The following is a 12,830-nucleotide window of genomic DNA, read 5'->3' on the forward strand; positions in this document are numbered from 1 at the left end:
TCCCTGTTGGAGACGGCGCGTCCGTGACTAGTCCCCGCTTCATCTTCCTGTTCATGGCCGCCACCTGCGCGGTGCTCATGGGCGTCGGTCTCTATCTTGAGCACGTGGTTGGGCTGGAGCCCTGTCCGCTGTGCGTCATGCAGCGGATCTTCTTCATCCTGGTCGGTGTGGTCGCCCTCATCGCCGGCATCCAGGCGCCTGGCAAGCGAGGCCGCCGTATCTACGGGATCACCCTGCTACTGCTGGCCGCGGCCGGTGCGGCCACCGCCGGGCGCCAGGTCTATCTGCAGACGGTGCCGGCGGAAGAGCTGGCGGCCTGCCTGCCCAGCCTGGACTACATGATGCAGGCGCTGCCCTTCCAGGAGATCATTCGCCTGGTGCTGCACGGCACCGCCGACTGCGCCGAGGTCAACTGGACGCTGTTCGGTCTGAGCATCCCGGAATGGAGCCTGTTGGCCTTCGTGCTGCTCATGGCCTTGAGCCTGGTCAAGATCTTTCGCCGTCGCTGACTTTCTCCGAGCAACGGCACTCGCCTGGCGAGACGATGTCGGTATAGTTCCTGATAACACCCGGGCGCCTGCGCCCGGACCGTTTCGCCCGTATAGAGAGCTGCCGTCATGCTAGAAACCTGCCGCAATGCCCAGGAACGCTGGGGTGGGGTCCACCAGCTGATCGACCGCTGGCTGATTGCCCGCCGCGAGCTGGTGACCGCCTACGAAACCCTGGACATGGAGCCCCTGCTGGGTCCGGTGCGCGAGGTGAGCGAATTGGAGCGCCTCTGCGACATGCTGGTCGACTACATGTCCACCGCGCACTTCGAGATCTACGAGCAACTGGTGGCCGAAGCCCGCGAATTCCAGGACGAGCGCGCCATCGAGTTCGCCGACAGCGTCTATCCGCGCCTGCAGGCCCTGACCGACGCCGCCCTCAACTTCAACGACAGATTCGAGCGTGGCGCCTATCGCGACCCGGGGCTGCTGACCATCGAGCTCAAGCTGCTGGGCGAAACCCTGCGCGAACGCTTCGAGTTGGAAGACTGCCTCATCGAGGTACTGCACACCTCGCACCAGCAGCCGCGGCTGGCCTCGGTCTAGACCCGGATCACCCGTGCCGCCTCGGCCAGCAGGTCGAGGTCCGCTGGCGCTGCCTCGCGCGGTGCCAGGGCATGCAACCAGCCTCCCGAGTGCTGCGCATCGCGGCACGGCCAATGCGCCGCCAGTCGCGCCAGGCGGGCGAGCTGTTCACGTTCCGCCGCCAATTCCAGTCCCTTGAGCTGCTCGCGCAGCGCCGCCAGGCGTTCATCGACGCCGGAGGGGGTCTTCCAGGCCTGGCGCAATTGCCGCAGAGGGCGCACCACCGTGTCCTGCCAGTGCTGCGAGGCACGCTGCAGCCGGGTCAGCCCCTCGGCATCCAGGGCGCAGGCGCGCCGATCCAGCCAGAGCGCCGTCAGGACCAGGCAGACATCGGCCCCGGCCTCCTGCAGACGCAAACAGGCGCCTTCCACGCCAGGCCGGGCGTATACTGCCAACGCGAATTCCCACAGGTCCTCTTGCATGTCCGCCTCCCCATTCGTGGGTGGTGGAGCTGCTACACTCCGCCGCCATGATCCGACTACAGAACCTTACTCTACAGCGTGGTCCCCAGCGTCTGCTCGAAAGCGCTGACCTGACCCTGCATCCCGGCCAGAAAGCCGGTCTGATCGGTGCCAATGGCGCCGGCAAATCCAGTCTCTTCGCCCTGTTGCGCGGCCAGCTCGGCGCCGACGCCGGCGACTGCCACATCCCGGCCGCCTGGCGCATCGCCCACATGCGTCAGGAGGTGGATACCCTGGAGCGGCTGGCGGTGGACTACGTACTGGACGGCGACATCGAGTTGCGCCGCATCCAGCGCGAGTTGGCAGCCGCCGAAGCGGCCCAGGACGGCAATGCCCTGGGCCGGCTGCATGCCGACTTCGAGGCCGCCGACGGCTATACCGCCGATGCCCGGGCCCGCAAGCTGCTGGCCGGTCTGGGCTTCACCGCCGCGCAGATGGAGCGCCAGGTCGGCGACTTCTCCGGTGGCTGGCGGATGCGCCTGAACCTGGCTCAGGCGCTGATGTGTCCCTCGGACCTGCTGTTGCTGGACGAACCCACCAACCACCTGGATCTGGACGCCATCCTCTGGCTGGAAGACTGGCTCAAGGGCTATCCCGGCACCCTGATCCTGATCTCCCACGACCGCGATTTCCTCGATGCGGTGGTCGATCACGTGGTGCATCTGGACCAGCAGAAACTTAATCTCTATCGCGGCGGCTATTCCAGCTTCGAGCGCACCCGTGCCGAACGCCTGGCGCAGCAGCAGCAGGCCTACGACAAGCAGCAGGCCCAGCGCGCCCACATGGAGAAGTACATCGCCCGCTTCAAGGCCCAGGCCACCAAGGCGCGCCAGGCACAGAGCCGGATCAAGGCCCTGGAACGCCTGGAAGAGCTGGCGCCGGCCCATGTCGACTCGCCCTTCGAATTCGTCTTCCGCGAGGCGGACAAGCTGTCCAGCCCGCTGCTCGACCTGGCCGAGGGCCGGCTGGGCTACGGCGAGACCACCATCCTGCATCCGGTCAAGCTGCAACTGACGCCGGGCGCACGGATCGGCCTGCTCGGTCCCAATGGCGCCGGCAAGTCGACCCTGATCAAGACCCTGGCCGCGGAGCTCGAACCCCTCGGCGGCCGGCTGCAGCGGGGCGAGAATCTGGCTATCGGCTACTTCGCCCAGCATCAGCTCGACTCCCTGGACGCCAAGGCCAGCCCGCTGCTGCACCTGCAGCGCATCGCCCCTGGCGAGCGCGAGCAGAGCCTGCGCGACTTCCTGGGTGGCTTCGATTTCCGTGGTCCACGCTGCGATGAGACGGTGCTGAATTTCTCCGGTGGCGAAAAGGCGCGTCTGGCCTTGGCCTTGATCGCCTGGCAGAAGCCCAACCTCCTGCTGCTGGACGAACCCACCAACCACCTGGACCTGGACATGCGCCTGGCCCTTACCCTGGCGCTGCAGGAATTTGCCGGGGCGGTACTGGTGGTGTCTCACGATCGCCATCTGCTCAAGAGCACCACCGACGAATTCCTGCTGGTGGCCGACGGCAAGGTACAGGCCTTCGACGGCGACCTGGACGACTACAGCCGCTGGCTGGTGGATTTCCGCGCCCGTCAGGAGCCAGGCCTCGTAGCCGGCGAGGGCGCCGCGGTCGACAAGACCGACCGCAAGGCGCAGCGTCAGGCCGCCGCGGCCCTGCGCCAGCAGCTGGCGCCGCTGAAGAAGACCGCCGACAAGCTGGAAGCGGAGCTGGGCAAGCTGCAGGAAAAACTCGCCACCCTGGAGGCTCGGCTGGGTGACAGCGGTCTCTACGACGCCGCGCGCAAGGACGAGCTGCGCCAGGCACTGGCCGACCAGGCCGCCGCCAAGACCCGTGAAGCCGAACTGGAAGAGCAGTGGCTGGAGGCCCTGGAACGGCTGGAAAGCCTGCAAGCCGAACTCGAGGGGGCCTGATGATCGAGTGGCTGCACACCTGGCTGCCCGGCTGGGGCGACTACCTGCTGGTAGCCGGCCAGGTCGCCTTGGTGCTGCTGATCGGCTATGTGCTGCAGCGCATCGTCGCCCGCGCCGTCACCGGCCTGGGCGAGCGCTATCCGCTGCCGCCGCAGATCGTCCTGGGGCTGCGCGGTACCCTGCGCTGGCTGATCATGGGCAGTGCCATCCTCATGGCCCTGGAGCGCTTCGGCGTATCCGCCGCCGTGCTCTGGACGGCCATCTCCGGTTTCGTCGCCGTGGCGGCGGTGGCCTTCTTCGCCATCTGGAGCGTGCTGTCCAATCTGTTCTGCGCGGTGCTGATCTTTACCGTCGGGCCCTTCCGCCTGGGCGATCGCATCGAGGTGCTGGACGCCTCGGACAAGCCCGGCATCAAGGGGCGGGTGGTGGCCATCAACATGCTCTTCGTGACCCTGCAGGAGCTGGACGACAACCAGGAAGGCGCCCTGGTGCAGATCCCCAATACCCAGTTCTTCCAAAAGTCGGTACGCCGTTGGCGCGATGCCGACGGCTCCTTCGACTTCCACCTCGACAGGTAAGCCCATGAGTCTGCAGGTCTGGACCGGTTTCTTCATCGCCTGCTGGATGATCAGCCTCTCGCCGGGGGCAGGCGCTGTCGCCTCCATGAGCGCGGGCGTCAACCACGGTTTCCGGCGCGGCTACTGGACGGCACTGGGCCTGCAGCTGGGGCTGGCCCTGCAGATCGCCGTCGTCGCCGTGGGTGTCGGCGCCTTGCTAGCGACCTCGCAGCTGGCCTTCACCCTGATCAAGTGGTTCGGGGTTCTCTATCTCGCCTACCTGGCCATCCGCCAATGGCGCGCGGCGCCGTTGGACCTGGGCGAACAGGTGGCCGGCGAACGTCTGCCACCGCGTATCAGCGCCCTGGTCATGCGTGGCTTCCTGGTCAACGTGAGCAACCCCAAGGCGCTGATCTTCCTGCTCGCGGTATTGCCGCAGTTCGTCGATCCCCGGGCGCCCCTGGCCGCGCAGTACCTGATCATCGGGGCGACCATGGTCACCGTCGACCTGATCGTCATGGCCGGCTACACGGGCCTCGCCGCCCGGGTACTGACCCTGCTGCGCACCCCGCGTCAGCAGCGCATCACCAACCGGGTCTTCGCCAGCCTGTTCCTCGCCGCCGCGGCGCTGCTGTCCACGGTGCGCCGCGCCGCGATCTGAAGCCGCCCGCTACCAGGCCACCGCCTGGCCCTGCCAATCCCAGAAGCTGCCGGTCTCGGCCGGGGCGCGAGCGGCCAGTACCTCCAGCAGCCGCTCCGCCGCATAGCCTGGCGTAAACAGCTTGTCAGCTGGTACCCGTGCCTGGAAGGGGCGTGACAGCACGGTATCGGTGGTGCCGGGATGCAGGGCCAGCACGCAACTCTGGGGATTGAGTCGGGCCAGTTCGATGCTGGCGCAGCGCAGTCCCTGGTTGAGCGCGGCCTTGGCCATCCGGTAGCCATACCAGCCACCCAGGCGGTTGTCGCCAATGGAGCCGACCCGCGCCGAGAGCGCCGCGATCTGGCAGGGATGCTGGCCCTTGAGCAGCGGCGTCAGCTGCCGGATCAGCAGCAGCGGCAGCACGGCATTGGCCAGATAGCTTTGCACCAGGCCGGCCTGATCCACCTGCGCCAGGCTCTTCTCGGCGCGTGCATGCTCGCCCTGCAACAGGCCCGAGGCGCACAGCAGCAGGTCCAGGCGCGGCGTCGCCCCCACCAGCCGGGTCGCCAGGTCGGTTGCGGCGAGCGGATCGACATCAAGCCGGCGCAGACGTGGGCCATGCTGCCGCGCCAGCTTGGTCAGGCCCTCATGGGCTTCGGCCTGGCGCGCGCAGGCCCAGACCAGGCCCACGTCGTCACGGGCCAGCAGCTGCTCGCACAGGGCCAGGCCAAGGCCGCCGGTGGCGCCGTACACCAGGGCCTGAGCGGGGTGCTCCAGGCGTTGCCAGAAGGTCATGGGTGGACTCCGGTCGGATCGGTATCCCTGTCCGACCGCGCCGCTGCGCTGGGGTGCGCCGCCACGGCGCGGTATCCTGGGCTTTTGCCGGAGAAATCCCGTGATCCTGTGGATCGATGCCGATGCCTGTCCGCGCGCCGCCAAGGAGCTGGTCTGCAAGTTCGCCCTCAAGCGCAAGCTGGAGGTGGTGCTGGTGGCCGGACAGCCGCAGATCAAGCCGCCCTTCGCCTGTGTCCGCCTGGTGGTGGTACCCAGCGGCCCCGATGCCGCCGATGATCACCTGGTCGAACAGGCACAGCCGGGTGACCTGGTGATCTGCAGCGATATTCCCCTGGCCGATCGCCTGGTGAAGAAGGGCGTGGTTGCCCTCGATCCGCGTGGCCAGGAGTTCGACGAGCGCAACATGGGGCAGCGTCTGGCCATGCGCAATCTGATGACCGATCTGCGTGACCAGGGGCAGATGGGCGGCGGCCAGGCCGGCTACGGCGAGCGGGATCGCCAGGCGTTCGCCAATGCGCTGGATCGGTTGCTGACCCGTCTCCAGCGCGGAGCCGCCGCCAAGCCTGTATGAGCAATGCCGATGCTTCGGACAGGACCTAGGCGGGAACGGCCGTGATGCTGTGCTGCTGCAGCCAGGTACGCAGTTGCGGCAACGGCATGGGTCGACCGAACAGATAGCCCTGCATGAAGTTGCAGCCGTTGGCCTGCAGGAACTGGCGCTGTTCGGCGGTTTCCACCCCTTCGGCGACCACATTGAGGCCCAGCTTGTGAGCCATGGCGATGATCGCCGAGGCGATGGCCATGTCGTTGCTCTGTTTGGGGATGGTGCGAACGAAGGAGCGGTCCACCTTGAGCGAGTCCACCGGTAGCCGGCTTAGGTAGGCCAGCGACGAGTAGCCACTGCCAAAGTCGTCGATGGAGACCCGCACACCCAGGGTGCGGATCTCGCCGAGCACTTCGACGGCCACGTTGAGACTGTGCATCAGGGCGTTTTCGGTCACTTCGAGAGTCAGCGCCGAGGCAGGTAGATCTTCGGCCTGCAGCGCCCGGGCGATGGCCTGGGGCAGGAGGCGATCACTCAGATTCAGCGCCGAGCAGTTCACCGACACCCGGAGCGCCAGGTAGCCCTCGCGGCGCAGCTGGGCCAGGTCGGCACAGGCCTGGCGCATGACCCAGCCATCCAGGTCAGCGATCAGCCCGGTTTCCTCGGCGACGCGAACGAAGCGTTCGGGACTCAGCGGACCCAGCACCGGATGCTGCCAGCGGACCAGGGCTTCCAGGCCGACGGGTCCGCCCGCGGGGTCGACGATAGGCTGGTAGGCCACGTGCAGGCCGCCCTGGGTCAGGGCGTGGCGCAGGTCCATCTCCAGGCTGAGCAGGTCATCGGCTTCGCGCTGGAGTTCGGTGGTGAACCTCTGGCTGCAATTGCGCCCGCTGCGCTTGCAGTGGCCGACCGCCAGGCCGGCACTGCGCAGCAGCTGGCCGGCGTTGGCGCCATCCTGGGGATAGTGGGCGATCCCCAGGCTGAAGGTCATGGCGATGCGCTGCCCGGCCAACTCGAAGGGCGGGCGCAACTGCTCCAGCAGACGCAGGGCCAGGGGCTGGCTGTCGCCGCGCTGGCCCAGGGGCAGCAGCAGGCTGAATTCGTCGCCGGCATAGCGGGCCAGTGGCAGATCGTTGTCGAGCACGGCGCGAATCCGCTGTGCCATCTGGATCAGCAATTCATCGCCAAGGGCATGGCCGAGGCTGTCATTGATGCGTTTGAAGTGGTCGATGTCCAGCATCAACAGGGCGAACTGCTCGCCGGTCCGCGCCTGACCGATGGCCCGATCCACGGTCTGGATGAAGCTGGCGCCGTTGAGCAGGTGGGTGAGGGGGTCGTGCAGGGTGATCTGGTCGAGCGTGGTGGAGACCCGTTCCAGACGCAGGCGCTGGGCATGGAAGCGCTCGCCAGCCCAGGCGGCGAGGAGGCCGACCATGATGATGAACAGGGTGCCGAGCGCGATCCCCATGCCCAGCTCCAGATGCTGGTTCATTTCCGCCAGGCCATCCGGCTCGAAGCCAACGGGCACGGCCAGGGTCAGGGCGGCCATGCCGGTGAAGTGCATGGACACGATGGCGAAGCCGAGTCCCAGGCTCCCCAGCAGGCGTAGCCACACGGTCCTGAGGCCAGTCCTGCCGCGCAGGCGGAAAGCCAGCAGCAGGGCGCCAAGGGAGGCCAGGCTGGCGATCACCACCGAGACCACCACCAGCAGCGGATCGTAGAGCTGCACCGCCACCGAGTGCATGGCCAGCATCCCGGTGTAGTGCATGGTCGCGATGCCCAGGCCGGCGGCCAGAGAGGCGAGCAGATACTGAGGTGCGGTCAGGGATTCGCGACCGATCAGGTGCATCACCGTGTAGGACACGGCAATGGCGATCAGCAGCGAGCCCAGGGTCTGCAGCGGGGCATAGTGCACATGGATGCCGATCTTGAACGACAGCATGGCCAGGAAGTGCATCGACCAGATGCCACCACCCAGGGCGATGGCGCCGATCAGCTTGGCCAACTCGCTGCCGCGGCGGGAGCGACTGTTGGTCACCCAGTCGGCCATGGCCAGGGCGGTATAGCCCGCCGCACTGGCGATGAGGTAGGACAGCACCACCAGTACGCCTTCGTACGTGTTGGCGGCCAGGACCTGATGACCGGGGGGAAGCAAGGTGGAGAAATTCAGCATGCTCAATCGCCAGCTTGCCGCACGGGCGTTAAAGGAGGTTGATGCTCAGGGCATCGGCAGCGGCGGCCGAGCCTTTAATCCGGTCGATGGGCGTAGCCGCTACCCGGACGTTCGCCCATCAGACCTTGGGTGCGCGGCTGCGGCGCCAGAGCCAGAGCAGCAGGCCGATCACCACCAGGCCGCCCAGCACCATCAGTTCATAGCGCTTGAGATTGCCCAGCACGCCTTCGAGAACCGCGCCGAAGTGGTAGGCGGCGTAGCCCAGCACCGTGGCCCAGACGATGGCGCCGATACCGTTGAGGATCAGATAGCGCGCCGGCGGATAGCCGGACAGGCCGATGGCTACCGGCATCACCGTGCGCAGGCCATAGACGAAGCGAAAGCTCAGCACCCAGAGATCCGGGTGGCGCCGGATGTGCGCCAGCGCCTTATCCCCGGCAGCTTCCCACTTGGGCTTGCGCGCCAGCAGCTTGCGCCCGTGGCGACGACCGAGGAAATACCAGAGCTGATCGCCGGCATAGCTGCCGCAGAAAGCGACCAGTATGACGGTCTGGATGCTCATGTAGTCACGAAAGGCGAGAAAGCCGGCCAGCACCAGAATGGTTTCGCCCTCGAAGAAGGTGCCGAGAAAAAGGGCGAAATAGCCGAAATCGTGGAGGAATTGCTGGAGCATTCGGCGCTACACGAGGTGAATTGAAGATGGCGCAGCCTACCCCGGTTGGCGCCTGGAAAGAAAGTGTGACGGACTTCCGTCCGCCGGGTGCCAGTCGGTCAGCCACAGATTTCACTGCGACCCTGTGTCACGCCAGCTCCGGTCAGCGTCTGCCTTGGATAGGCGCTATAGGCACACCATATTGTCATCTACTGTTACCAATCGGTCATGATTGTGGCCTATAACCCCTCACACTGACCCGTGATCCGGGTCTGGGAGTCGATCGTGAGCTTTACCCCCATCAGCCGTAGCTACCCTGCCACTCGCATGCGCCGCCAGCGCCGCGACGAGTTTTCCCGTCGTTTGATGCGCGAGCATGCACTGACGGTGGATGACCTGATCCTGCCGGTCTTCGTACTGGACGGTGAAGGCCGTCGCGAAGCCGTGCCCTCGATGCCCGGCGTCGAGCGGCTGTCCATCGACCTGCTGCTGGAGGAGGCCGCCGAACTGGTAGCGCTGGGTATCCCCGCCGTGGCCCTGTTCCCCGTCACCCCTGTCGAGCGCAAGTCGCTGGATGGTGCCGAGGCCTACAACCCCGACGGCATCGCCCAGCGCGCCACCCGCGCCCTGCGCGAGCACTTTCCCGAGCTGGGCGTGATCACCGACGTGGCCCTGGATCCCTTCACCACCCATGGCCAGGACGGCATCCTCGACGAGCGCGGCTACGTGCTCAACGACATCTCGGTCGAGGTGCTGGTCAAGCAGGCGCTGTCCCATGCCGCGGCGGGGGCACAGGTGATCGCACCCTCGGACATGATGGACGGCCGTATCGGCGCCATCCGCGCCGCCCTGGAAGACGCGGGTTATCATAACGTGCAGATCATGGCCTACTCGGCCAAGTACGCCAGCGCCTACTATGGGCCTTTCCGCGATGCCGTCGGCTCGGCCGCCAACCTGGGCAAGGGCAACAAGGCCACCTACCAGATGGATCCGGGCAACAGCGACGAGGCGCTGCACGAGATCGCCGGCGACCTGGCCGAGGGCGCCGACTCGGTGATGGTCAAGCCGGGCATGCCCTACCTGGACATCGTCCGCCGGGTCCGTGAGGAATTCCGCGTGCCGACTTTCGTGTACCAGGTGAGCGGCGAGTACGCCATGCACATGGCCGCGATCCAGAACGGCTGGCTGTCCGAGGCCGTCATCCTCGAATCGCTCTTGGCCTTCAAGCGCGCCGGGGCCAACGGCATCCTCACCTATTTCGCCAAACGCGCCGCCCAACAACTTCGCCAGGGGCCTTCGCGTTCCTAAGGAGCTTCAATGAGTAGCCAGGGTTTCGTCGAAACCGATCTGCAGCAATCAGCCACCGTCGAGTCCACGGACCTGACCACCGAGGCGGTCGCGCCAGACGCCGCTGTCCAGCCCGCGCCCGTGGTCGAGGCGCCGCCCGCGCCTACCGTGCCGGCGGCCAACGTGGACGACAGCAGCCTCTATATCCATCGCGAGCTGTCGCAGCTGCAGTTCAACATCCGGGTGCTGGAACAGGCCCTCGACGAATCCTATCCGCTGCTCGAACGCCTCAAGTTCCTGCTGATCTTCTCCAGCAACCTGGACGAGTTCTTCGAGATCCGCGTGGCGGGCCTCAAGAAGCAGATCGCCTTCGCCCGTGAGCAGGCCGGGGCCGATGGCCTGCTGCCGCACCAGGCGCTGGCGCGCATCAGCGAAATCGTCCACGGCCAGGTGGAACGGCAGTACGCCATCCTCAACGACGTCCTGCTGCCGGCCTTGGCCGAGCAGCAGATCCGCTTCATCCGGCGGCGCTACTGGGACGTCAAGATCAAGGCCTGGGTGCGCAAGTTCTTCCGCGACGAGATCGCGCCGATCATCACGCCCATCGGCCTGGATCCGACCCACCCCTTTCCGCTGCTGGTGAACAAGAGCCTCAACTTCATCGTCGAGCTGGAGGGCATGGACGCCTTCGGCCGTGACTCGGGCCTGGCCATCATCCCGGCGCCGCGCCTGCTGCCGCGGATCATCCGGGTGCCCGAGGAGGTCGCCGGTCCCGGGGACAACTACGTCTTCCTGTCCTCGATGATTCACGCCCATGCCGACGATCTCTTCCCCGGCATGAAGGTCAAGGGCTGCTTCCAGTTCCGCCTGACCCGTAACGCCGACCTCTCGGTGGACACCGAGGATGTCGAAGACCTGGCCCGTGCCCTGCGCGGCGAGCTGTTCTCGCGTCGCTATGGCGATGCGGTGCGGCTCGAGGTGGTGGACATCTGCCCGAAACACCTTACCGACTACCTGCTCAAGCAGTTCAATCTGGGCGAAAGTGAGCTGTACAAGGTCAACGGTCCCGTCAACCTGACCCGGCTGTTCTCCATCACCGGGCTGGATAGCCATCCGGAATTGCAGAGCGCCCCCTTCACGCCGACCATTCCCAAGCTGCTGCAGAAGAAGGACAACCTCTTCAACGTGCTGGGCAAGCTCGATGTGCTGCTGCTGCACCCCTTCGAGTCCTTCACCCCGGTGATCGACCTGATGCGCCAGGCCGCCAAGGACCCCAACGTCCTGGCGATCAAGCAGACGCTCTACCGCAGCGGTGCCAACTCCGAGATCGTCGACGCCCTGGTGGACGCGGCGCGCAGCGGCAAGGAGGTGACCGCGGTCATCGAATTGCGCGCCCGCTTCGACGAGGAATCCAACCTGCAGCTGGCCAGCCGCCTGCAGCAGGCTGGCGCCGTGGTCATCTACGGCGTGGTGGGCTTCAAGACCCACGCCAAGATGATGCTCATCCTGCGCCGCGAGAACGGTGAGCTGCGTCGCTATGCCCACCTGGGTACCGGTAACTACCATGCCGGCAATGCCAAGCTGTACACCGACTACAGCCTGCTGACCGCCGATGTGGCCCTCACCGAGGACGTGCACAAGCTGTTCAACCAGCTGATCGGCATGGGCAAGACCCTGCGCATGAAGAAGCTGCTGCACGCGCCCTTCACCCTGAAGAAGAACCTGCTGGAAATGATCAACCGCGAAGCCGTGGCGGCCAGCGAAGGACGTCCGGCGCAGATCATGGCCAAGGTCAACGGCCTCACCGATCCCAAGGTCATCCGCGCCCTCTACAAGGCCAGCCAGGCCGGGGTGAAGATCGACCTGGTGGTGCGTGGCATGTGCTGCCTGCGTCCGGGCGTACCGGGCGTGTCCCACAACATCCAGGTGCGCTCCATCATCGGCCGCTTCCTGGAGCACAGCCGCATTTACTACTTCCTCAACGGCGGTGACGAGAAGCTCTATCTCTCCAGCGCCGACTGGATGGAGCGCAACCTCGACATGCGCGTCGAGACCTGCTTCCCGGTGGAGGGCAAGAAGCTCATCAGCCGGGTCAAGAAGGAGCTGGAAGGCTACCTCACCGACAACACCCAGGCCTGGGTACTGCAGGAGGACGGCAGCTACGTGCGGCAGTCGCCCACTGGCAACCAGAACGCCCGTAGCGTGCAGGCGACGCTGCTGGAGCGGCTGGCCAGTCCGGTGGTGAATACCCGCTGAGGGAGTTTCGGGCCCATGCCACCATGGGCCTAGCCGTTCCGTAGGTTGGGCTGAGCGCCAGCGAAGCCCAACTGTTGGCTTTTCACTGCAAGAGCTGATTATCGTGTTTTGCTGACGGCTCTTGTTTCGCCTGGCCGGCGACTTACTTTTCTTTGCTTGCGGACCGCCGCCCGGTGCAAAGAAAAGTAAGCAAAAGAAAGCACACCCCACGTTTCGGCCCTCCGCTGCGCTCCGGGTCCCCTCGCTCCTTGCTCGGCGTCCTGCCTCGCATCCTCCTAAGCGGCACCTACACTCGGCCTCACTGATGGGGACGGGGCGCAAGCCTAAGGCTTGGGTGTTCACAGGTGTAGCGTGGAAAACCGCGCAGCGTTTTCCACTGATGAGCTTGATCATAAACAGTGGACAAGGCT

The 12,830-nt window shown here is 66.0% G+C and carries 12 protein-coding genes; 8 read left to right on the top strand and 4 right to left on the bottom strand.

Annotation, left to right across the window (positions count from 1 at the left end; genetic code table 11):
- The first annotated feature begins 23 nt into the window (after positions 1 to 23).
- Both ACUCV0_RS13720 and ACUCV0_RS13725 read left to right on the top strand, forming a co-directional pair.
- Entirely contained in the window at positions 24 to 509 is a 486-nt protein-coding gene (locus tag ACUCV0_RS13720) for a disulfide bond formation protein B (RefSeq protein ID WP_482212924.1), read from the top strand.
- Between the two features lie 108 nt (positions 510 to 617).
- The gene (locus ACUCV0_RS13725; RefSeq protein WP_007161363.1) at positions 618 to 1,094 is read left to right on the top strand and encodes an Rsd/AlgQ family anti-sigma factor; all 477 of its coding nucleotides are present in this window, start codon (positions 618 to 620) and stop codon (positions 1,092 to 1,094) included.
- Here ACUCV0_RS13725 and ACUCV0_RS13730 read toward each other — a convergent pair.
- A complete protein-coding gene (locus tag ACUCV0_RS13730) occupies positions 1,091 to 1,555 on the bottom strand; it encodes a TIGR02444 family protein (RefSeq protein WP_271653323.1) in 465 nt (154 codons plus the stop codon). The two genes, ACUCV0_RS13725 and ACUCV0_RS13730, sit on opposite strands and share 4 nt — an antisense overlap.
- Positions 1,556 to 1,602: 47 nt before the next feature.
- On the opposite strand from ACUCV0_RS13730, the gene ACUCV0_RS13735 reads away from it, so the two are divergent.
- Genes ACUCV0_RS13735 through ACUCV0_RS13745 form a run of 3 tightly spaced genes read left to right on the top strand, consistent with a single transcriptional unit; the run spans position 1,603 to position 4,734 of the window.
- The gene (locus tag ACUCV0_RS13735; protein ID WP_323148156.1) at positions 1,603 to 3,516 is read left to right on the top strand and encodes an ATP-binding cassette domain-containing protein; all 1,914 of its coding nucleotides are present in this window, start codon (positions 1,603 to 1,605) and stop codon (positions 3,514 to 3,516) included.
- Positions 3,517 to 3,518: 2 nt separating this feature from the next.
- Complete coding sequence (locus ACUCV0_RS13740; RefSeq protein WP_372237650.1) at positions 3,519 to 4,094, top strand: mechanosensitive ion channel domain-containing protein; 576 nt, start codon at positions 3,519 to 3,521, stop codon at positions 4,092 to 4,094.
- 4 nt (positions 4,095 to 4,098) lie between these two features.
- Positions 4,099 to 4,734 (top strand): LysE family transporter, encoded by a 636-nt coding sequence (locus tag ACUCV0_RS13745; RefSeq protein WP_482212925.1) that lies wholly within the window; start codon positions 4,099 to 4,101, stop codon positions 4,732 to 4,734.
- Positions 4,735 to 4,743: 9 nt separating this feature from the next.
- Here ACUCV0_RS13745 and ACUCV0_RS13750 read toward each other — a convergent pair whose 3' ends face one another.
- Positions 4,744 to 5,508 carry an SDR family NAD(P)-dependent oxidoreductase gene (locus ACUCV0_RS13750; RefSeq protein WP_482212926.1) on the bottom strand — a complete coding sequence of 255 codons (765 nt, stop codon included), beginning with the start codon at positions 5,506 to 5,508 and terminating at the stop codon, positions 4,744 to 4,746.
- A gap of 100 nt (positions 5,509 to 5,608) precedes the next feature.
- On the opposite strand from ACUCV0_RS13750, the gene ACUCV0_RS13755 reads away from it, so the two are divergent.
- Entirely contained in the window at positions 5,609 to 6,079 is a 471-nt protein-coding gene (locus ACUCV0_RS13755) for a YaiI/YqxD family protein (RefSeq protein ID WP_482212927.1), read from the top strand.
- Between the two features lie 25 nt (positions 6,080 to 6,104).
- Here the strand turns inward: ACUCV0_RS13755 and ACUCV0_RS13760 are convergent, their stop codons facing one another.
- Together ACUCV0_RS13760 and ACUCV0_RS13765 are read right to left on the bottom strand one after the other, a co-directional pair.
- The gene (locus tag ACUCV0_RS13760) at positions 6,105 to 8,225 is read right to left on the bottom strand and encodes a putative bifunctional diguanylate cyclase/phosphodiesterase (protein ID WP_271653318.1); all 2,121 of its coding nucleotides are present in this window, start codon (positions 8,223 to 8,225) and stop codon (positions 6,105 to 6,107) included.
- A 118-nt stretch (positions 8,226 to 8,343) separates the two neighbouring features.
- A complete protein-coding gene (locus tag ACUCV0_RS13765) occupies positions 8,344 to 8,898 on the bottom strand; it encodes a DedA family protein (RefSeq protein WP_059316559.1) in 555 nt (184 codons plus the stop codon).
- A gap of 264 nt (positions 8,899 to 9,162) precedes the next feature.
- Here ACUCV0_RS13765 and hemB point away from each other — a divergent pair, with 264 nt between their 5' ends.
- Positions 9,163 to 10,185, top strand: a complete 1,023-nt coding sequence (hemB, locus tag ACUCV0_RS13770; protein WP_059316558.1) for a porphobilinogen synthase — start codon at positions 9,163 to 9,165, stop codon at positions 10,183 to 10,185.
- A 9-nt stretch (positions 10,186 to 10,194) separates the two neighbouring features.
- The gene (gene ppk1 / locus ACUCV0_RS13775) at positions 10,195 to 12,420 is read left to right on the top strand and encodes a polyphosphate kinase 1 (protein ID WP_059316557.1); all 2,226 of its coding nucleotides are present in this window, start codon (positions 10,195 to 10,197) and stop codon (positions 12,418 to 12,420) included.
- Positions 12,421 to 12,830: the final 410 nt, after the last annotated feature.

The sequence above is a fragment of the Pseudomonas sp. VMV1 genome, assembly GCF_056790235.1.